At 66.4% G+C, this 20,867-nt stretch carries 15 protein-coding genes and 1 tRNA gene; 8 read left to right on the plus strand and 8 right to left on the minus strand.

Going from position 1 to position 20,867, the window contains the following annotated elements:
* Positions 1–20 precede the first annotated feature (20 nt).
* On the minus strand, positions 21–2,111 hold the full coding sequence (locus tag J2S75_RS09060; protein WP_307019506.1) for a DEAD/DEAH box helicase: 2,091 nt from the start codon (positions 2,109–2,111) through the stop codon (positions 21–23).
* A gap of 371 nt (positions 2,112–2,482) precedes the next feature.
* Between J2S75_RS09060 and J2S75_RS09065 the strand changes: the two genes are divergently transcribed.
* From J2S75_RS09065 to J2S75_RS09085, 5 genes are all read left to right on the plus strand, one after another.
* Positions 2,483–3,898 carry an MFS transporter gene (locus tag J2S75_RS09065; protein ID WP_307019507.1) on the plus strand — a complete coding sequence of 472 codons (1,416 nt, stop codon included), beginning with the start codon at positions 2,483–2,485 and terminating at the stop codon, positions 3,896–3,898.
* A 93-nt stretch (positions 3,899–3,991) separates the two neighbouring features.
* Positions 3,992–5,164: a YheC/YheD family protein gene (locus J2S75_RS09070; protein ID WP_307019508.1), complete on the plus strand. Its 1,173-nt coding sequence runs from the start codon at positions 3,992–3,994 to the stop codon at positions 5,162–5,164.
* A 100-nt stretch (positions 5,165–5,264) separates the two neighbouring features.
* Positions 5,265–5,338 (plus strand) — tRNA-Gly (locus J2S75_RS09075).
* A 360-nt stretch (positions 5,339–5,698) separates the two neighbouring features.
* Positions 5,699–6,634, plus strand: coding sequence for a 2-hydroxyacid dehydrogenase (locus tag J2S75_RS09080; RefSeq protein WP_307019509.1), 936 nt, complete (start codon positions 5,699–5,701; stop codon positions 6,632–6,634).
* Between the two features lie 394 nt (positions 6,635–7,028).
* Entirely contained in the window at positions 7,029–7,619 is a 591-nt protein-coding gene (locus tag J2S75_RS09085; protein WP_307019510.1) for an SCO family protein, read from the plus strand.
* Here the strand turns inward: J2S75_RS09085 and J2S75_RS09090 are convergent.
* Positions 7,564–9,498 carry a glycosyltransferase gene (locus tag J2S75_RS09090; RefSeq protein WP_370874105.1) on the minus strand — a complete coding sequence of 645 codons (1,935 nt, stop codon included), beginning with the start codon at positions 9,496–9,498 and terminating at the stop codon, positions 7,564–7,566. The two genes, J2S75_RS09085 and J2S75_RS09090, sit on opposite strands and share 56 nt — an antisense overlap.
* A 237-nt stretch (positions 9,499–9,735) precedes the next feature.
* On the opposite strand from J2S75_RS09090, the gene J2S75_RS09095 reads away from it, so the two are divergent.
* From J2S75_RS09095 to J2S75_RS09105, 3 genes are all read left to right on the plus strand, one after another.
* Positions 9,736–10,497 (plus strand): transporter substrate-binding domain-containing protein, encoded by a 762-nt coding sequence (locus J2S75_RS09095; RefSeq protein ID WP_370874112.1) that lies wholly within the window; start codon positions 9,736–9,738, stop codon positions 10,495–10,497.
* 88 nt (positions 10,498–10,585) lie between these two features.
* On the plus strand, positions 10,586–12,238 hold the full coding sequence (locus tag J2S75_RS09100) for a lysine--tRNA ligase (RefSeq protein ID WP_307019513.1): 1,653 nt from the start codon (positions 10,586–10,588) through the stop codon (positions 12,236–12,238).
* Positions 12,239–12,408: 170 nt separating this feature from the next.
* On the plus strand, positions 12,409–12,966 hold the full coding sequence (locus tag J2S75_RS09105) for a hypothetical protein (protein WP_307019514.1): 558 nt from the start codon (positions 12,409–12,411) through the stop codon (positions 12,964–12,966).
* A 109-nt stretch (positions 12,967–13,075) separates the two neighbouring features.
* Here the strand turns inward: J2S75_RS09105 and J2S75_RS09110 are convergent, their stop codons facing one another.
* From J2S75_RS09110 to dnaN, 6 genes are all read right to left on the minus strand, one after another.
* On the minus strand, positions 13,076–14,767 hold the full coding sequence (locus J2S75_RS09110) for a thiamine pyrophosphate-binding protein (RefSeq protein WP_307019515.1): 1,692 nt from the start codon (positions 14,765–14,767) through the stop codon (positions 13,076–13,078).
* Between the two features lie 81 nt (positions 14,768–14,848).
* Complete coding sequence (locus J2S75_RS09115; RefSeq protein ID WP_307019516.1) at positions 14,849–15,331, minus strand: DUF2214 domain-containing protein; 483 nt, start codon at positions 15,329–15,331, stop codon at positions 14,849–14,851.
* Positions 15,332–15,339: 8 nt separating this feature from the next.
* Positions 15,340–15,735, minus strand: coding sequence for a DUF6152 family protein (locus tag J2S75_RS09120; RefSeq protein WP_307019517.1), 396 nt, complete (start codon positions 15,733–15,735; stop codon positions 15,340–15,342).
* A 113-nt stretch (positions 15,736–15,848) separates the two neighbouring features.
* Positions 15,849–18,296, minus strand: coding sequence for a DNA topoisomerase (ATP-hydrolyzing) subunit B (gyrB, locus tag J2S75_RS09125; RefSeq protein WP_307019518.1), 2,448 nt, complete (start codon positions 18,294–18,296; stop codon positions 15,849–15,851).
* 186 nt (positions 18,297–18,482) lie between these two features.
* Positions 18,483–19,646, minus strand: coding sequence for a DNA replication/repair protein RecF (gene recF, locus J2S75_RS09130; protein ID WP_307019519.1), 1,164 nt, complete (start codon positions 19,644–19,646; stop codon positions 18,483–18,485).
* Positions 19,643–20,758 carry a DNA polymerase III subunit beta gene (dnaN, locus tag J2S75_RS09135; protein WP_307019521.1) on the minus strand — a complete coding sequence of 372 codons (1,116 nt, stop codon included), beginning with the start codon at positions 20,756–20,758 and terminating at the stop codon, positions 19,643–19,645. Before dnaN ends, recF begins: the two co-directional genes overlap by 4 nt.
* Between the last annotated feature and the right edge of the window lie 109 nt (positions 20,759–20,867).

Below are 20,867 nucleotides of genomic sequence, written 5' to 3' on the forward strand. Positions count from 1 at the left end.
GAAGCCGAGGCCCGTGCCGGTCAAGGCCGGCGCGGCGGCTTGCTCTTGCCGGGCTTGGTATAGGGTTTCTTGCCCTCTGTGCCCTTGTCGAAGCGCGGCTTGCCTTCCGGCTTCTTGCCGTCAAAACGTCCCGGCTTCTTGCCTTCAAATGTCTTCGGGCGTTCGGGGCGTGCCGAACGCTCCCTGTCGGCGTCCGTCAGCGGGCTCCATTCACGCTTCTCCGCCCCGCCCTTGCGATGAGCGGTCTTGATGCGCTCGGGCCTGTCCCCCGGCATCGCCTCGTGCCGCGGCCGACCATCGGCCGCGGCTTCGTGCGAGCGCTCATGGCGTGGCGCCGGCGCGCGCGGAGGCTTGGTGTCGACAGGCGCCTCATAGCGAGGCTTGTCGTGGGCGGACCTGTCATCGGCAGGTTTTTGCCGTTCCGGTCGTGCGCGTTCGGGACGTGTACGTTCGGGACGGTCCGTCCGCTCGCGCATCGGCCGCTCGCGGGGCGTGCGGACAAAGCGACCTTCCGGCGGGCCACCGGGCATAGGCTCGATCACCACGTCGCCGCCCTCGATCCGGCGCGCCGCCTTGGCGAAGCGGTCTGCGGCGGCGAGGCTCACCTCGAAAGCGGTTTCCTCGTCGAGAATGCGGATGACCCCGATGTCCTTGCGGGTGACATTGCCGCGCCGGCAGATCAGCGGCAGCAGCCATTTGGGATCGGCATTGCTGCGGCGCCCGACATTGAGCCGGAACCAGGCGCTGCCGCCGCCCGAGGGACCACCAAATTCGCGGTCGGCCGCGCGGTCGCGCACGGCACGCGGCTCGCCGGGGTCGGCCACTTCCTCGGGGGCCGGCAGGCCGGCGCGATAGAGCCGCACCAGTGCGGCGGCCAGATGCTCGGGCGTATGGGCGGCGAGCAAAGTGCGCCCGGCGGCGAGGTCTTCCTCGTTCGGCTCCTCCGTGAGCAGCGCATCGCCCAGCATGCGCTCATGATCGAGGGCGCGGATTTCTTCTGCCGTCGGCGGGCCGGACCAGACCGGCGCGATGCCGAGCCCGCGCATCAGCTCCTCGGTCCGCCGGCGCCGGAAGGGCGGCACCAGCAAGACGCTCACGCCCTTGCGTCCGGCGCGCCCGGTGCGCCCGCTGCGATGCTGGAGGCTTTCGGCATCATTGGGCAGTTCGGCATGGACGACGAGGCCGAGATTGGGCAGGTCGATGCCGCGCGCGGCAACATCCGTGGCGACGCAGACTTTCGCCCGCCCGTCACGCAGCGCCTGAAGCGCATGGTTGCGCTCGTTCTGGCTCAATTCGCCGGAGAGCGCGACGGCGGAAAACTGCCGCTCCTGCAGCATGGCATGCAGCCGCCGCACCGCCTCGCGCGTGTTGCAGAACACGATGGCGGAGGGTGTGTCGTAGAAGCGCAGCACATTGACCACGGCGTGGTCGATCTCGGTCGGCGCCACACGGATGGTGCGGTATTCGATATCGGCGTGCCCACCTTCGGCGCTCGCCACCTCGATGCGCAGCGCATCGTTCTGGTAGCGCTTGGCCAGCGTGGTGATGCCGCGCGGCATGGTGGCGGAGAAAAGCAGGCTGCGCCGTTCCGGCGGGGTGGCGTCGAGGATGAATTCGAGATCCTCGCGAAAGCCGAGATCGAGCATCTCATCGGCTTCGTCGAGCACCGCGACTTTCAGCGCGGAGAGATCAAGCCGGCCGCGTTCCAGATGGTCGCGCAGCCGCCCCGGCGTGCCGACGACGATGTGGGCGCCCTGGTTCAGCAGGCGCTGTTCCTGCCGGGGGTCCATGCCACCGACGCAGGAGACGATGCGGGCGCCGGTCGCGGCATAGAGCCAGCCGAATTCCCGCTGTACCTGAAGCGCCAATTCACGCGTCGGCGCCACCACCAGCGCCAGCGGAGCCGCGGCGGGGGCAAAATGCTCCTCGGCGGCAAGCAGCGTCTCGGCCATGGCGAGCCCATAGGCGACGGTCTTGCCCGATCCGGTCTGCGCCGACACCAGCAGGTCGCGGGTTGCGGCCTCCGGCGCAAGCACGGCGCGCTGCACGGGCGTTGCGCTGGTGTATTCCCGCTCGGCAAGCGCACGGGCGAGCGCCGGGTTGGTCGTCATGAATGTCACGGCAGGTCCGCCTATATCGCAGGTCGTCGGGCGCGCAAGCGCCATCCGAGAAGATCTCTAGGCTTCTCCTTAATCGTGCCGGCGCCACCGCGCTACTGTCACCAGCGCATTCCGGGGTCCAGCCGGGCGCGGAGCCCCGCCAATAGGTTTGCTGGGGAGCATCAGCCCGGCCATCGGCGCCGTCACGCGGCTTTCACACAAGGTGATGACGTTGCATCTTACCATTGCTTGATGTCGCAGGGATACCGATGCCTCCTAAGCCCTTACAGACCAGTCACGAACCTGACATCGGCAGGACCGTTCAACACTATATCGATGAGCGGCCGAGTTGGCCGGACGGAACATTGGTGCCGGTCACCCCAATGACGGCCATGCAGTGGCGCATCTGGGGTCTCGCCGCAGCCGGCAAGTTCTTCGAGGGACTGGTCGTCTTCATGACCGGCGTCGCGATGCCGCTGATCGCCAGCGAATTCGGTCTCGACGCTGTCGAGCACGGTGCCGTGGGCGCTGCCTCGCTGGCCGGCATCCTGGTGGGTGCGCTGCTGCTCGGCGGTCTTGCCGATCAGTTCGGCCGCAAGCTCATGTTCATTGCCGAGATGGTACTGTTCATCATCTTCCTGGTGCTGCTGTCGGTGGCGCCCAGCTATTCCTGGCTGGTCGTCTTCCTGTTCGGCATCGGTCTGGCGCTCGGCTGCGACTACCCTACGGCGCATCTCATCATTTCCGAGAGCATTCCGAGCAGCGCCCGGGGGCGCCTCGTGCTTGGCGCCTTCGCTTTCCAGGCGGTCGGTGCTCTGGTCGGCACCGGCGTCGGTTATGTGGTCCTTACGCTGGATCCCGACGTCACCGCGTGGCGGTGGATGTACGCAGCCGCGATCATGCCGGCGACGATTGTGCTGGCCGGTCGCTTCTTCGTCACCGAGAGCGCGCCCTGGCTGTTCGCCCGGGGGCGCAAGCATGAGGCTGAGCGTGAGACCGCCCGCCTGCTGCATCGCAAGCCCGCCTATCCCAAGAAGGTCGTGCTCTCGGCCTCCATCAAGGCCGAGACGGAGAGCAGCGGCTGGATGGCGTTGTTCAACCGGCGGAATCGGCGCGCCACCATTCTCGCGGCGGTGCCGTGGTTTCTGCAGGACCTGTCGACGTATGGCATCGGCATCTTCACGCCCACCATACTCGCCGCGGCGCTGGGGCATGACAGCGCCAATGCCCGCAACGTCGCTGAGATCATCCAGAACGACATCTCCGCCGCCCAGGGCGCGGCCATGATCGACGTGCTGCTCATCGTCGGCATCCTCTTTGCGGTAGCGCTCGCCGACAGGGTTGGCCGTGTTCCGCTGCAGATACTCGGCTTTATCGGCTGCGCGGCCGGTCTGCTGATCGCGTCCTTCTCCGCCTATTACGAGGGCACCTTCGCGACGGCCCTCATCTTCGTCGGTTTCATGATGTTCAACTTCATGACCAATCTCGGTCCGAATGCGCAGACCTACCTTCTCGCCGGCGAGGTGTTTCCGACCGCCATTCGCGGCAAGGGCGCTGGCTTCGCCGCCGCCTTTGCCAAGATCGGTGCCGTTCTCACCGCCTTCGGCTTTCCCATCCTCCTGGCCACCATCGGCCAGCAGGCGCTGCTCTATGGGCTGGTGGCGATGTCGCTGCTCGGCGCGGCAGTCACATGGTGGTTCCGCATCGAAACCACGGGCGTCAGTCTCGATGACGTGGGAGGGCGCAAGCACCCGGCCGAGAAAGCGCGGGTGCCGGACAGCGCCATCGCTGAAATCTGACCCAAAGCTGCAACTCCCGAATGGGGGGTGCCGTCCTCAACGCCGAATTGTCGCAAAGGGTTGGAACTGATACTTCAAAGCGACCTCCGATGATTGGACCTGTTGCTGCCGATCACGGATGCGGCAAGGAAAATGAGGGTGGCGACCGATCCAGCGCATTCGGTGCCTGCCGCTGTGGGGGCCGATAGCGGCTCACCAGCGGCCATCGGTCCCGTCGCCATGATGGGTCACAGGGGCTATCACCCCGCCAAGATGCGTCCCGTGCGCCTGCGGGCCTTGCTGGCCGAGTCGGCGCTTCAGAGCGTGGATCTCTGCTTCCTGAACAGCTCCGATTGCGAGCCCGTCACCGGAATGGTGCGCGCCTGGAGATGGAGTGCGGAGGGGTGGCGCCAAAGCTCCCATCCTCTGCCTCCCGTGGTCGTCATCCTCAATGAACCCGCAACGCGGCAAGAGGCCGAGGTGGAACGATGGGTGCGCGCCTCCTCGACGGCCCTCGGTACCCTGAGACGCGATAAGCTTGGCAATGCGGAGCTTCTGGTCGGCACGCCATGGGAGAGGCATGTCATCCCATCCGAATTGCTCGGTGCCGACCGCCTCCAATGGCAATTGGCCGCGTGGCTGGCGGGCGGTGGGATCGTGGTCAAGCCGAATGACGGCATGCGCGGCATCGGCGTGCAGTTCGTCATTCCCGCCGGGAGTGGTCGATGGGAGATGATCCAGGGCGACCGTCGTCACGTGGTGAACACCGATGAGGCCATTGCGCGGGTGAGCGCGGCGATAGGCGCGCGCATGGGTTATCGAGACTATGTCGTTCAACGTTACATCGACACGCGCGATGGCAGCGGCCGGCCAGGAACGCTGCGCTCGGAAGTGATGCGTATGCCGGGCGGCGCGTGGGGCTCGGTGCGCATCACAGGCCGCATTTCGCCGCCGGGCAAGGTGGTATCGACCATTTCGCAAGGGGGCTCGTTGATGCCGGTCGAGAGTTATCTCGGCGGGCGCGGCGAGCCCGATATCGGCGGGCGGATACGCCAGATCGAGGCACTCTCGCTCGCACTTGCCGAACGGCTGACGGAAAGTGACACGGCGCACCATTTCGAATGGGCCTTCGACCTCGCATTGGATCAGGACCGCCAGCTCTGGTTCCTGGAGGCGAATGCCCGTCCGCTCAACTTCGGCGGGGAGTTTGAGCGCGCCACCTGGCTCATCGCCTATCTCAAATCCTTTGTCCCGGTCGGCTCGGGCTCGGCGCCGGCGGGCCCATGATCCTCCGCGCGTTAGCAGGTGTTTGGCGTCTCTTCTGTGCGCTTAGGTGTCTGGGGGCTTGAAGAGGCTGCGCGGCGCCCTTAATGTGCCGCCGGCCTGAGCGGGCGTAGTTCAATGGTAGAACGGCAGCTTCCCAAGCTGCATACGAGGGTTCGATTCCCTTCGCCCGCTCCAATTCCCCTCCGGCTGCGACTGCTGTTGGTGGGACATCTCGTATTTTCAGCCATTTTGAAGGCGCTCACCGAGTGTCGGTGACAGCCCTTGTTTGCCCGTGGACCTACGGACAAGGCCGGCGCCGGGGCTCGGGAGCTCCCCAAGGGAAGGGGGCACCAAATGGTGCCTGTCACTCCCGGCAAGCATCTCGATGGCTTGCGGGACGCGGCGTGATCCACGCGCATGATGGCCCGCTGTGGAGGCAGCGTGAGGGGCGCCAAATCGGGCGGCATCGGCTGCTGCCGTCTATGTCCGCCCGGCTCCGAGCCGATAGGATGGGGCGGCCGGCGAGTCGGGCGGCTTTGAAAGCGGAGAATGCGCGTGAGCGGGGATGCCCTGGTCTTCTACAGCGCGGTGGATGATGGACAGGCGTGGCAGGCGGCGCTCAACGCTGAACTCCCCGAGCTTGATGTGCGGATCGACCCGGATGTCGGCGATCCCGCCGACATTCGCTACGCGCTGGTGTGGACGCCTCCCGCCGGCTTCTTTGCGCGCTTTCCCAATCTGCAGCTGGTGGTCAATCTGGGAGCCGGTGTCGACTCATTGATGCGGCGGGAGGATCTGCTGCCGGTGAAATTCGCCCGTCTCAATGATCCCGGTATGGAGGCGATGATGGCGAGCTACGTCATCTTCGCGGTGACGCGCTATGCCCGCGACATACCGGTGTTCGAACGCGCCAAGCGGCGCGGCGAATGGGACTATGTACATCCCCGTCCGCTGTACGAGATCAAGGTCGGTGTGCTGGGGCTCGGCGAGCTCGGCGCGGCTTCGGCCAAGGCGCTGGCGGGCATGGGCTACACGGTGTCCGGCTGGTCGCGTAGCCCGAAGGACATTGCCGGCGTCACCGCCTTCACCGGCCGCGAGGGGCTGGAACATGTGCTCGGTGAAAGCGAGATCGTGGTCTGTCTGGTGCCGCTGACGCCGGAGACGCATCACCTGCTCGGCGCCGCCGAACTCGCCCTCATGCCGCGGGGGGCAAAGCTCGTGAATGTGTCGCGCGGGCCGCTGGTGGATGAGGTGGCGCTTGTCGAGGCGCTGCGCTCGGGTCATCTCGCGGAGGCGACGCTTGACGTATTCGAGACCGAGCCGCTGCCGAAGGGCCACCCCCTGTGGACCCTCGACAATGTGCTGATCACGCCCCATGTGGCGAGCATCACCGTGCCGGCCCTGGCGGCGCGGGATGTGGCGGAGAGCATTCGCCGGGTGCGCCAGGGCTTGCCGCCCTTGCACGAGGTGGATCCTCGGCGGGGTTATTGAGGCACTGAACCGCGGGCGCGCCGGCGTCGCTCGTGCTAGACTGTGCTGGGGGTATGAGCACGATGGCGACACCAATGGCACACATCGCGGCTTCGCGGAGCAGGGTCTTGGCCTGGGGTGCGGGGATTGCCGGGGTCCTCGCCGTCGCTGCGGCGATCGGCCTGTGGGCGCGCCACGGTGCGGTCGTTTTCTTCGAGATGCTGACGGCCGGTCTCGCATACTGTTTCTAGAGCCGTTCCGGCGAATTCACATTCACCGGAACGGCCCTAACTCTCTGATTATACGCAATTCCTATCGCAAAACCGCTATGCGCTTTTGCGGGAATTGCTCTAGGCCTTTGAAGAGTGATCCGTGGCGCGCGCCGGTCGGCGGCGCCGAGCCTTGCTGTGGTGCCATGTCGAACCGTCGTGTCGTTCTGCTCCTCGCCGCCTTCGTCGTCGGTGCCGTGGCCATCGTCGCGAGCGCCCTCGCTCTGCTGCCGTCCGGCCGGGGCACTGTATCGAACGAGGTGGCGATCGGCGGTCCTTTTCAGCTCGTGGACCAGAACGGCAATGCGGTGACGCAGGACAGCTATCGCGGCAGGCCGACACTGGTGTTTTTCGGCTTCACCCACTGCCCGGACATCTGTCCGACCGCGCTGTTCGAGATGTCGCAACTGTTCGAGGCTCTGGGGCCGGATGCGCGCAAGGCCACGGGGTTGTTCATCACCGTCGATCCCGAACGGGATACGCCTGAGGTGATGAAGGCCTATCTCGGCAGCTTCCATCCGAGCATTCAGGGATTGAGCGGCACGCCGGAGCAGATCGCCGCCGTCACCCGCGCCTACCGTGCCTACGCCAAGAAGGTGCCGACCCAGGGAGGTGATTACACGATGGACCATACGGCCATCGTCTATCTCATGGACAAGAACGGCCGGTTCGTTGCCCCGTTCAACCTGAAGCGCTCGCCCGAAGATGCCGCTGCCGAATTGCGCCGCTATTTCTGAGCCGCAACGTCGGCCGCCATCCCTGCCGCCGGCGTGATGTGCGCGCCAGCCCGTGTTCGGTCTTCTCCCAGTGCGACGGGGCGATGACGAGCGCGATAAGGGCCCGCCACGCCGCCGCCGACATCATCAGCCAGTACACCGGCATGCTCAGCGCCACGCTGACCATGCCGGGAATCCGTCGCCGCTGCATGCCCAGCAGGGTCGAAAGCACGGTGCCGAGACATCCCGCCACCAGCACGCAGAACCAAACCCCGTCGAGCAGTGTCGACGTAAACGACAGCTCATGGATGGGCTCCAGAAACAGCCCCAGCAGCACTGAAGCGAACAGCACGGGATGAAGCAGCGCGGCCGCCGTGCCGCTGCCGAGAAGGAACAGGAGGGTCAGCGTTTCCGCCCATCCGGCCTCGCGCGCCATGCGCAGGGGCTGGCGTATGTGCACCAGCAGCGTCTGCATCCATCCCTTGTACCAGCGTGTGCGCTGGCGCATCCACGCACCGAACCGCTGGGGCGCTTCCTCATCCGTGGCGGAGGCGATGACGTCCGTTCCCCAGCCGGCCCGCGCCAGGCGCACGCCCAGATCGGCATCTTCCGTGACATTGAAGGGATCCCAACCGTTCACGTCGTCAAGCGCAGCTCGGCGGAAGTGATTGGACGTGCCTCCGAGCGGCAGCGGCAACCGGCAGAGGCCGAGCATCGGCAGCACCACATCGAAATAGCCGGCATATTCGGCGGCGAACTGCCGGGAAATCCACCCATCGGCGAGATTGTCGATGACAAGGCGGGCCTGAACGCAGCCAATACGTTCATTCCCGCGTGCATTGAGCCTGCCGCAAACGTGCCGAAGCTGCAGCGGATCGGGCACATCCTCGGCATCGTAGACGCCGATCACTGTGCCGCGCGCGAAGGGCAGGGCGGCGTTGAGCGCCTTCGGCTTGGTACGGGGCCCGACCGGGGGAGCGACGATGACCTCGAAGCCGGGGCGGCGGGCATGGAGCGCGAGCGCGGTTGCCGTTGCCTCATCATCGGGTTCGATGACCAAGAGGATCTGGAGTTTTTCGCGGGGGTAGTCGATCCCGTCCAACGCGTCGACCAGCTGGGGCACGACCCTCGCCTCGCGGTAGAGCGGAACGATCAGGCTGTAGCCCGGCAAGGACTTGTCGTCCCTTGCCGGGCGGGGAGGCCTCTGAGGCGGTATCGTGCAGGCCGCCAGCTTCAGTGTCGCGCTACCTATGAGCATGAGAGCGACCAGGCCAGGCGGTATCCAGGCGCCGATGAAGGAGGTGGCGGTCGTGGTGAGGAAGAGGGCGGCGAGAAGGCAGGCGATCAGGCCGAACAGATAGCGGGACGCATGGAGCGTTCCTGCCGACTGATGGGGCTGCTTATCGCGCAGCCGATAGGTGGCGAGGTTGCCGAGTTGCCGCCCGAAGCGCGCATGAACGAAGCGCGACAGCCGCTCCGGCGTCGTCAGGCTCACCCGTCCACGAAGCTGCGGGCGCTCCGCCAGCGCCGCCGCAAGCCGTCGCAGCCGCGCCCCGCGCGCCGCGGCGACGAGCCGTCCATCCGTCGTTCGCATGACGCCGCTGCGCAGCATGGAGCAGACATCGGTCGCGGCCAGCCTTGGCAAGGCCTTGAACACCGCTGGGTCGAGCGGCTCGAAGTCGATCCCGAGATCCAGCGCCGCGGCCTGAGCCAGCGTGTCCGGCGAGGCATGGCCCGTGGCGAGCAACGTCTCGTCGAGCCCGGTTCCCAGCCGCAGGGCCCGGCGCCGGGCGTAATGCAGCACGGCCGGGTCGAGCCCTTGCGCGATCCCACGCATCTCGATGGGGATGCCGGGAGCGTCCAGCGGTTCCAGCGGGCCCCATGAGCGCCAATGCGCCAATTGCGTCATCGCGCGGCCCCTCGCCTAGTGCACACCAAGACGGTAGAACATCGAAGGCGCGGCATCCGCCTGGTCCAGCGTGAGGAAAGTGTGCGGTATTTTTATCCGGCAGTTAAGTCCTGTTTGATGACGGTGCTTACCGGGGCGGCTGTTCTTGCGCTGGGATTGCATGGCGGTGTGGTGTGGGCGCAACAGGGGCCGACCACAGCCGCGGCCGCCAGCGCGCCGGAGGCGGTGATGGTTCCGGGCTTCTGGGACCCGAAACGGCGGCCGGAGCGACCGGATGTCACCCGACTGCCGGTCCAGATACGTTTTGTCACCACCGAGGACTACCCGCCCTTCAGCTTCCGCGGCGAGGACGGGCGCCCGACCGGGTTCAATGTCGACATCGCCCGTGCGATCTGCACCGAGCTTGCCATTCGCTGTACGCTGGAAATCCTGCCCTTCGAGCAACTCGTCGAGGCGCTGGAAAGCGGCAAGGCGGATGCCGCCATCGCGGGAATCGCTATCTCCGCCGCCAGCCGCGAGCGTACCGATTTCTCCGACCGCTACTTCCGCTCGCCCGCCCGCTTCGTCGCTCGTCGCGGCGATCCGGCGCAGAAGGTGACGCCGGACGCGCTCGCCTCCAAATCGGTCGGCGTAGTCGCCGACACCGCGCACGAGGCCTATCTGCGCGACTTCTTCAACGAGATCGCCATCCGCCGCTTTCCCGATGCGGAAGCGGCGCGTGCCGCCTTGCAGAAGGGCGACATCGACCTGCTCTTTGGCGATGGCGTGCAACTCGCCCTGTGGCTCAACGGCACGGCCTCCGCCGGCTGCTGCGTCTTCGTCGGCGGCCCCTTTACCGAGAGCCTTTATTTCGGCGAGGGGATGGGCATCGCGGTCAAGCGTGGCAATGACCCGCTGCGTCAGTCGCTGAACTATGCGCTGGCCCAGCTCTGGGAGGAGGGGGTGTATACCGACCTCTATCTGCGCTGGTTCCCGATCAGCGTTTATTGACGCGGACCGCCGCACTACCTAGAGCATGCGCCGAGGCGGCGCGGCCGCCTTTGACGTTTCGATGAAGCCAAGCCCAGGAGGGCCTATCATGACGGCGACCGCTCCGGTCGAAGATTTTGCAGTCGAACTGCGCACGCTGGCGGAGACCGCCGGCGCCTGGCCGTTCGAGGAAGCCCGCAAGATCGTCGAGCGTCTGAAGCGGAAACCCAAAGACGAGGTTCTGTTCGAGACCGGCTACGGCCCGTCCGGCCTGCCGCATATCGGCACCTTCGGCGAGGTGGCGCGCACCACCATGGTGCGTCACGCCTTCCACGTACTGACCGAGGGCAAGATTCCGACGCGTCTGCTCTGCTTCTCCGACGACATGGACGGCATGCGCAAGATTCCGGAAAACGTGCCGGATCCGGCGGCGCTTAAGCCTTATCTGCAGATGCCGCTGACCAAGGTGCCGAATCCGTTCGGTGGCGGCTATGAGAGCTTCGGCCACCACAATAACGCGATGCTCCGCCGGTTCCTCGACACGTTCGGCTTCGACTACGAGTTCGCCAGCGCCACGGATTACTACTTCTCCGGCAAGCTCGACGCCGTGCTGCTGAAGGCGGCGGAGAAGTACGAGGCCATCATGGAAGTGATGCTGCCGACGCTGGGTGAGGAGCGGCAGGCAACCTATTCGCCCTTCCTGCCGATTTCGCCGGTTTCCGGCCGCGTGCTCTACGTGCCGCTGAAGGCTGTCGACGCCAAGGCCGGCACCATCACCTTCACCGATGAGGACGGGGTGGACAAGACTCTTCCCGTGACCGGCGGCCATGTGAAGCTGCAATGGAAGCCGGATTTCGGTGCCCGCTGGGCGGCGCTCGATGTCGATTTCGAGATGTTCGGCAAGGACCACCAGACCAACGCACCGATCTATGACCGGATCAGCGAAATCCTCGGTGGCATCGCGCCCGAGCATTTCGTCTATGAGCTGTTCCTCGACGAGAACGGCCAGAAGATCTCGAAGTCGAAGGGCAACGGCCTGACCATCGACGAATGGCTGACCTATGCGAGCCCGGAGAGCCTGGCGCTGTATATGTTCCAGTCGCCGCGTTCGGCCAAGAAGCTGCATTTCGACGTGATCCCCAAGGCGGTCGATGAGTATTTCAGCTTCCTCGCCCGCTACCCGACCCAGGACTGGAAGAACCGGCTCGGCAATCCTGTGTGGCACATCCATTCCGGCAACCCGCCGGTGGAGGAGTTGCCGCTGAGCTTCGGCCTGATGCTCAAGCTCGCCTCGGCCTCCAACGCCGAGGACAAGGGCGTGCTCTGGCGCTTCATTGAACGCTACGCGCCCGGCACGTCGCCGGAAACCCACCCGACCGTCGACCAGCTGGCCGGCTATGCGGTGCGCTACTTCATCGACCGGGTGAAGCCGCACCGGAGCTATCGCCTGCCCGACGAGGTCGAGGCGCAGGCTCTGGCACGGCTCGACGCGGCGCTGGCGGAGGTGGATGGCGACGATCGCGACGCGATCCAGAACGCCGTGCTCGATGTCGGCCGGGCCGAACCGCGCTATCAGGACCACAAGCGCAAAAGCCCTTCCGGCGGGCCGGGCGTGACCTTTGCGTGGTTCAGTGCGCTCTACGAGCTTCTGCTCGGCGAGAAGGAAGGACCGCGTTTCGGTGGCTTCGTCGCCGCCTACGGCATTCCCGAAACCCGCGCCCTGATCGCGCGGGCGCTTTCCGGTGAACTCGCCAAGGCGTAGCGAAAGCAGTGTGGCGGCGAAGAGGAGGCGCACGCGCGAGCGGCGCCCCTCACGCTAGAGCGTTTCCGGTGAAACCACATTGACCGGAAGCGCTCCCACTCTCTGATTAGACGCAATGCCTCGCGCAAAACCGCTATGTACTTCTGCGGGAATTGCTCGTGGGGGGACGAATGCCGAGACGGCGCAAGGGGCAGATCGATCTGCGGGTGGATGACCCGCAGCAACTGCTCGACATGCTCGACCCGTTTCCCTTTCGCGAGCGCGGCCTTGACGGGGAGGTCGACGATTATGTGCGCGAGCACGCCCTTGACGTGCCGCCCGATGCTTCGCTGGCCATCATCATCCACCTTCCGCCCGCGCAGGTCGAAGGGCCGCTGTCCCAGAGTCTGCCGGCTGTTTTCCGACAGCATTTCCAGAACCAGGCGGAACGGCGCAGCCGCGAATTGACCCGGCTTTTTGCCGAAGGCCGCAAGGCTCTGGCCATCGGGGTTCTCGTGCTCGGCCTCTGCCTGCTGGTCGGCCAGTCGCTGGTCAACCTCTTCCCCTACTCGCGCCTCGCCAGCGTTGTCATGGAAGGCCTCGTCATTCTCGGCTGGGTCGCGAACTGGCGGCCGATGGAGATCTTCCTGTTCGACTGGTGGCCGCTGGTGCAGGAGCGGCGGCTCTTCGACCGCTTGGCCAAGGCGCCCGTCACAGTGACCGCGCAGACGCGGCCCCCGTCCCGCTAGAGCACGTTCCGATCTGATTGCATCGCGATCGGATTGGTAAAACGTTCTCTATCAATACTTTAGAGACTGATTCACCGATCAGGTTGTTTCAACCTGACCGGATCAGGCTCTAGGCGTTTGACCGTCCCGCCAGCGCCTTATCCCGCAGTGCGCTGAGCGAGGTGGTCGGTGTGATCGCTTCCGGGTCGAGCTTCACGTGCACGATTGCCGGCAAGCCGGACGCAAAGGCCGCGTCGAGCGCGGGCACGAACGCCTCGTTCGACTCCACCGTCACGCCGAAGCCGCCAAAGGCGCGGGCATAGGCGGCGAAATCCGGATTCTTCAACGTCGTGCCGAAAACACGCGTCGGATATTCGCGCTCCTGATGCATGCGGATGGTGCCATACATGCCGTTGTCCACCACGATGGCGACGATGGGCGCGCCATACTGCACCGCTGTGGCGAATTCCTGCCCGGTCATCAGGAAATCCCCGTCGCCGCACACGGCCACCACGGGCGTCTCCGGCTGGGAGATTTTCGCCGCGACCGCAGCCGGCAGGCCATAGCCCATGGACCCCGAGGTTGGCGCGAGTTGCGTGCCATAGGCGCGGAAGCGATGGAAGCGATGGACCCAGATGGCGAAATTGCCCGCGCCGTTGCAGATGACCGTGTCTTTGGGCAGGGCGCGCAGATAGTGCACGAGGCTTGCCATCTGCACCGCGCCGGGATTGGCGGGGGGGACCTCGGTCCATTCGAGATAATCGGCCCGCGCCTGCGCCCGCCAGTCACCCCAGGTGATGGTGTTTGGCGGCTGCACCCCTTCCAGCGCGGAGGCGAAGGCGCCTGAGGAGGCGTTGATGGCGAGCGCGGGCTGATAGACCCGGCCCAGCTCTTCGGCATCGGCATGGACATGCACCAGCGGCACGCCGGGATCGGGAATGCCGAGCAGGCTGTAGCCCTGCGAGGGCACCTCGCCGAACCGCCCGCCGGCGAGAATGACGAGATCGGCGTCCTTCAGCCGGGCCGTGAGCTTCGGATTGACGGAGAAACCGATGTCGCCGGCGAAACAGGCGTGATCCGCCGGAAACAGCATCTGCCGCCGGAAGCTGACCGCCACGGGGAGGTCGAAGCGCTCGGCGAAGCGGGCGACGGAGGCGACCGCCCGCTCATTCCAGCGCGCCCCGCCGAGGATCATGAGTGGCCGCTTCGCCGCCCAGAGCAGGCGCTGCAGCCGCATCATGTCGGCAAGGCCCGGCCAGGTTTCGGCCGGCTCCACGGCGGGCGCGTCGGGTACCTCGGCGAGCGCGCTCAGCACGTCTTCCGGCAGGGCGACGACTACCGGCCCCGGCCGGCCCTGCATGGCGACGCGGAAGGCGCGGGAGACGATTTCCGGGATACGCGCCGCGTCGTCGATTTCCACCGCCCATTTGGCGAGCGGGCCGAAGACGGCGCGGTAATCGACCTCCTGAAACGCTTCACGCCCGCGCATCGCCCGCGAGATCTGGCCGACGAACAGGATCATCGGCGTCGAATCCTGCTGGGCGATATGGATGCCGGCGCTCGCATTGGTAGCGCCGGGCCCGCGCGTGACGAAGCAGATTCCCGGCCGCCCGGTGAGCTTGCCGCAGGCTTCCGCCATCATCGCCGCGCCGCTTTCCTGCCGGCAGATCACGAAGTCGATGGCGCTATCGGACAGCGCATCCAGCACGTCGAGATAGCTTTCGCCAGGCACGCCGAAGGTGCGCGTAACGCCGTTGGCGAGGAGTGCGTCGACGAGGAGGCGGGCGCCGGTGCGGGGGGCGGGGCAGGGCAGGGAGGTCATGGGCAAGAACTCGACGCGAAGGACGGAACACTCTAGAGCCAGCGGACGGCGAAGGCGAGTGAACTTGCGGCCAAGTCCGCCTCAGGCGAAACCGATCCACCGTCCCGCCACGAGAAGGGCGATCCAGAGCACGAAAGACGCGGCGGCACAGGCGCGCACAGCCGTCGTGACAGGCGCGCCCCTCATCGCCCGCCGGAAGCCCGGATTGGCGTGCTGGAGGCCGATATTCGCAAGCGCTGCGGCTAGGAGGGCCAGCTTGATCTGGAAGGCGGGGTTGGCGGCATAGTCGGTGGGTCGTATCGAGATCAGCCACGCCCCCGTGAGCACAGCGAGGCAAAGGCCAAAAGCCGCCACCCGCAGCTGAAGCGGTCCCATCACGGCAAGCGGCACGGAGCTGAACGCCCCAAGCAGCCGCAGGTCGAACACGAGAATGGTACCGAGCAGCAGCGCAACGCCGAGAATGTGGGCCGCATTGACGAGGAGATAGGCGATCCACGACGCCCGCAAGGCGCGGGCGCCGGGCCAATCTGCCAGCGCGGCGAGAGTGCCCCACAGCTCTTCCACCTGCGGCCTCAGTTGCGGCCGATCCGCTCGGGGTACATGTCGTAATTCGTGCCTGCGAGGGTGATGCGCACCGCTTTCATATGCGCCTTGGCGCTGTCGCGGTTGCGGTTGCCCAGCACGGTGATGGCGTCGCCGGGCTTGGCCGTATCCCCGGTGAAGCCGGACGCGGCGGTCTGGCGGGGATTGCCGAGATCGACCTGCCACACAGTGCCGTCGCCGGCCGTCACCTCCAGTGAGGGATGCGGCGGCGCCATCGAGATGGTTTTGATGGTGCCTTCCAGCGTCATCTGCTCGCTTTCCGCCCAGCTCCAGCCGTGATGGGCGAGAGCGGGGGCGGAGAGTACGAGGAGGCCGGCAAGGCCGGCGCCGAGCATCGTGCGTGGCGGGCGGAGGGGTGTGGGCATTGTGCGGCTCCTATCGTAAGGGAAGTCGCACAAGACTATGGGGCGGGCGGGCTCCGCGACGAGCCGTCCGCCCCTCACATCTGCGCCAGCACAGCGCTTCGCGGAAGGTGGCCTCAGACGTCGACGCTGGCGCGCAGCGCGTTGTCCTGGATGAACTCGCGGCGCGGTTCCACCACATCGCCCATCAGGCGGTTGAACAGGTCGTCGGCGTCCGCGACTTCCTTCACCTTCACCTGCAGCAGCGAACGGGCATCGACATCGAGCGTCGTCTCCCACAGCTGCTCGGCATTCATCTCGCCGAGACCTTTGTAGCGCTGCAGCGCGACGCCCTTACGGCCGGCATCGGTCACGGCGTCGAACAGGTCCATCGGGCCGAAGACGAGGGTCTCGGATCCCTTGCGGCGCAGGGTGGCGGGGTCGGCATGCACGTCCTGCAGGTCAGCCGACAGGCTGTCGAGCCGGCGCGCCTCGGCGGAGCCGATAAAGGTGGCGTCGAGCACGGCCACTTCCTTCACCCCGCGCACCGTACGCGTGAAACGGAAGCCGGCGCCGTCGGCCTCACCGACCCATCCGCGTTCCGTGTCCTCGGCGATCCGGTCAAGCCGGCCCGCGACGACATGGGCGATCTCGGTGGCGCGCTCCTCCTCGACCAGCAGGCCGGGCGTCAGCGCTCCGGCGATCGCCGCCTGTTCGACCACCGCGCGGTTGTAGCGCGGATGCAGCCCGTTCATCACATGGCGGAAGGAGCGGGCGCTTTCCAGCACATGATGAAGATCGGCACCGCCGCGGACTTCGCCGGTGGCAAGGTGCAAGGACGCCTCGTCCAGGCCCTGGGTGATGAGGTAATCTTCCAGCGAGCGCTCGTCCTTGAGATACTGCTCGGACTTGCCGCGCGTCACCTTATAGAGCGGGGGCTGCGCAATGTAGATGTGCCCGCGCTCAAGCAGTTCCGGCATCTGGCGGAAGAAGAAGGTCAGCAGCAGGGTGCGGATGTGGGAACCGTCCACGTCCGCGTCCGTCATGATGATGATCTTGTGGTAGCGCAGCTTGTCGACATTGAAGTCGTCGCGGCCGATGCCGGTGCCGAGCGCCGTGATCAGCGTGCCGATCTGGTCGGACGAGAGCATCTTGTCGAAGCGGGCGCGCTCGACATTCAGGATCTTGCCGCGCAGCGGCAGGATCGCCTGGAAGGCCCGGTTTCGGCCCATCTTGGCGGAGCCGCCGGCCGAGTCACCCTCGACGATGAACAGTTCGGATTTGGCCGGATCGCGCTCCTGACAGTCGGCGAGCTTGCCGGGCAGCGAGGCGACATCGAGCGGGTTCTTGCGACGGGTGAGTTCGCGCGCCCGGCGCGCCGCTTCGCGCGCGGCGGCGGCTTCGACCACCTTCGTCACCAGCGCCTTGCTCTCGCCGGGGTGCTCCTCCAGCCAAGTGCCGAGCGCGTCGTTCACCAGCGCCTCGACCACCGGCCGCACTTCGGACGAGACCAGTTTGTCCTTGGTCTGCGACGAGAATTTCGGGTCCGGCACCTTTACTGAGAGCACGGCGGTGAGGCCCTCGCGGCAATCCTCGCCCGTCGGGTCGACCTTTTCCTTCTTGGCGATGCCGGAGCGCTCGGAATAGCCGATGATCTGGCGTGTCAGGGCCGCCGCAAAACCGGTGAAATGGGTGCCGCGGTCGCGCTGAGGGATGTTGTTGGTGAAGCACAGCACGTTCTCATGGTAGCTGTCGTTCCATGAGAGCGCGCATTCCACCATGATGCCGTCGCGCTCGGCGCGGATTACGATCGGCTTGGGCAACAGAGCCTGCTTGGAACGGTCGAGATACTGCACGAAGGCTTCGACGCCGCCTTCATACATCATCTCTTCGCGCTTCACCTCGGCATGGCGCGCGTCGGTCAGCACGATCCGCACGCCCGAATTGAGGAAGGCGAGTTCGCGCAGCCGGTGTTCCAGCGTCGCATAGCTGAACTCGATATGCGTGAATGTCTGCGGGCTTGGGACGAAAGTCACCATCGTGCCGCGTCGGCCTTCCGGCGCGGGCCCCTTCACCGCCAGCGGTGCTTCGGCATCGCCATGGCGGAAGCGCATGTGATGTTCGAGCCCATTACGCCAGATGGTGAGATCAAGGGTCGTCGACAGGGCGTTGACCACGGAGACGCCGACGCCGTGCAGGCCGCCGGAGACCTTGTAGGAATTCTGGTTGAACTTACCGCCCGCGTGCAGCTGGGTCATAATGACCTCAGCCGCCGAGACGCCTTCCTCGTCATGGATGTCGGTCGGGATGCCGCGGCCATTATCGGTCACGGTCACCGACCCGTCGGCGTTCAGCGTCACCGTCACTTCGTCGGCATAGCCGGCCAGCGCTTCATCGATGGCGTTGTCCACCACCTCATACACCATATGGTGGAGGCCGGAGCCGTCATCCGTGTCGCCGATATACATTCCCGGGCGCTTGCGCACCGCGTCGAGGCCGCGAAGCACCTGAATCGACTGCGCGCCATAGTCTTCCCCGTTCGCGGTGTTCGCGGCGGGGGACGGAGCGTTGTCAGGGTCGGCCATGGAATGAAGCTCTACGAATCGAGGACGTGATTGGGATTTATACCGCACTCGCACGGTGAATTCGTGGCGGGGCTTGAGCACTTTGACAAGCTGGCGCCCGGGTGAAAGGCCACGACGACGGAGCCCGCCGACAAGCCCATTGGCATAGGCAGATTTCTAGGGTGTTTTCCCTTTTATTTCAAGGGTTCAGGCGTGCTTCTCGATATGGCCGGGCGTCACCGCGAAGGTTTCCGCCCGTCCGGCCAGCGCCGCGAAGGCCGAGGGGTCGGCGCCGGTCATCCACACCTGCGCGCCGAGCGCGTCGAGCGCGGCAAAAAGGGCGATGCGGCGTTCGGGGTCGAGATAGGCGACGACATCGTCGAGGAGCATGACAGGCGTCCCGCCCGTCATCTCCGTCACCAGCCGGGCATGCGCGAGGCCGAGCCCGATCAGCAGCGCCTTCTGCTCGCCGGTGGAGCCCTGTCCGGCCGGAATGGCTTTCGGCCCGTGGCCGACGAGCAGGTCGGTCAGATGCGGCCCCTCCAGGGTCCGCCCTGCCGCCCGGTCACGCGGGCGGGCGACACGCAAGGCCATCCGGTAGTGATCCTCGACGACCGTTGCCGGCTCGGTCGCCAGCGCGCGCTCCACCTCGCCGTCGAGCGCAACCGTTGCCCAGGGGAAAAGGGACGCGCCGTCGTCATGCGCCTCGCGCCCCTGCGCGATGCCAGCGGCAAGCCGTTGCACCGTCTCCATCCGCGCCGCGGCCACCGCGATCGCCAGCGCCGCCAGTTCCTGTTCCACGGCGTCGAGATAGCGGGGATCGGTCGTGGGCTCCTCAAGGAGGCGGTTACGCGACCGTAGCGCCCGCTCCAGTGCGTTGACCCGCGCCCCGTGCTCGGCATCGACCGCCAGCACCAGCCGGTCGAGGAAACGCCGACGTTCCGAAGGCGGGCCCAGAAAAAGCCCATCCATGTCGGGTGTCAGCCAGACAATGCGGATATGGGCGGCGAACGCCGCAGCCGACCCCACGGTCTCACCGTCGATGCGGCAGCGGCGGGTTCGCGCCTCGCTGTCGGCTTCGACACCGGTGCCGAGCACGACCTCGCCATACGCTCCTTCGACCACGGCGGACACCGCCCAACCCTGGGGTCCGGGCCGCCGCGTCGCGAACTGGTCGAGCGTGGCCCGCCGCAGGCCACGACCGGGCGCAAGCAGCGAGATCGCTTCCAGAAGATTGGTCTTGCCGGCCCCGTTTTGCCCCAGCAACACGATGGGCCCTTTGCCGACGCGAATATCCGCAGACGGGTAGCTGCGGAAATCGGTCAGCCGCAGGCGGGCGAGGCGGGCCGTAACCGTCGTGGCCGCGCTCACACCCGCATCGGCATCAGCACATAGAGCGCGCCGCGCTTGTCCGGGTCCTGCACCAGAGTGGGCGAACCGGGATCGGCGAGCTTCAGCTCGGCCGTGCTGCCTTCGATCTGCGAGGTGATGTCGAGGAGGTAGCGGCTGTTGAAGCCGATATCGATCGGCTCAGCCGCGTACTCGACCTCGATTTCCTCGGTGGCGCTGCCCGAATCCGGATTGGTGACGGAGAGGGTGAGCTTGCCATCGGCGATGGAGAGCTTCACCGCCCGGCCCCGTTCGCTGGCCACGGTGGAGACGCGATCGACGGCGGAAGCGAAGTCGGCCTTGTCGACGACGAGGGTCTTGTCGTTGCCGACCGGAATGACGCGCCCATAATCCGGGAAGGTGCCGTCGATCAGCTTGGAGGTCAGCACCACGCGATCGAGCGACACGCGAATCTTGGCAGCGGAAAGCTCGACCGTCACCTCGGCATCCGCATTCTCGGCAAGTCGCTGGATCTCGGCCACGGCCTTGCGCGGCACGATGACGCCGGGCATGCCGCTGGCGCCGGCAGGCGCGGCCGTCTGAGCCTGCGCCAAGCGATGGCCATCGGTGGCGACAGCCCGCAGCACCGGTCCGCCGGCGTCCGCTACGTGGAGATAAATGCCGTTGAGATAATAGCGCGTCTCTTCGGTCGAGATCGCGAACTGGGTCTTGTCCACGAGGCGCTTCAGCTCGCCGGCCGGCAGGGTGAAGCTGTGTGACATCTCGCCGGCGGCCAGATCGGGGAACTCATTCTCCGGTAGCGTCTGCAGCGCGAAGCGCGAACGGCCGGCGCGCACGGTGAGCGTGCTGCGGTCGCCCGACGTCTCGATCTGAACCTGGGCGCCTTCCGGCAGTTTGCGGACAATGTCGTAGATCGTATGCGCGGGGACGGTTGTCGCGCCTTCTTCCTGAACCTCGGCCGCGATCGTCTCGACAATCTCGATGTCGAGGTCGGTGGCCCGCAGCGCGAGCCCGCGCGGATCGCTCCGCATCAGCACGTTGGCGAGGATCGGAATGGTGTTGCGCCGCTCGACGACACGATGGACGTGGGCCAGAGACTTGAGCAACTCGGCCCGCTCGACAGTGACCTTCATGGCCGCGACACCCGTGGCTTTACGAAAAAGGAAAGGTGCACGAGGCACGGGCGGCCGAACGACCCCGGCCACGCGCCCCGGGCAGCGGCGCGACCGCGCCGCCGGGGGC

Origin of the sequence: Ancylobacter polymorphus (assembly GCF_030813495.1) — a bacterium.
Lineage (GTDB): Bacteria > Pseudomonadota > Alphaproteobacteria > Rhizobiales > Xanthobacteraceae > Ancylobacter > Ancylobacter polymorphus.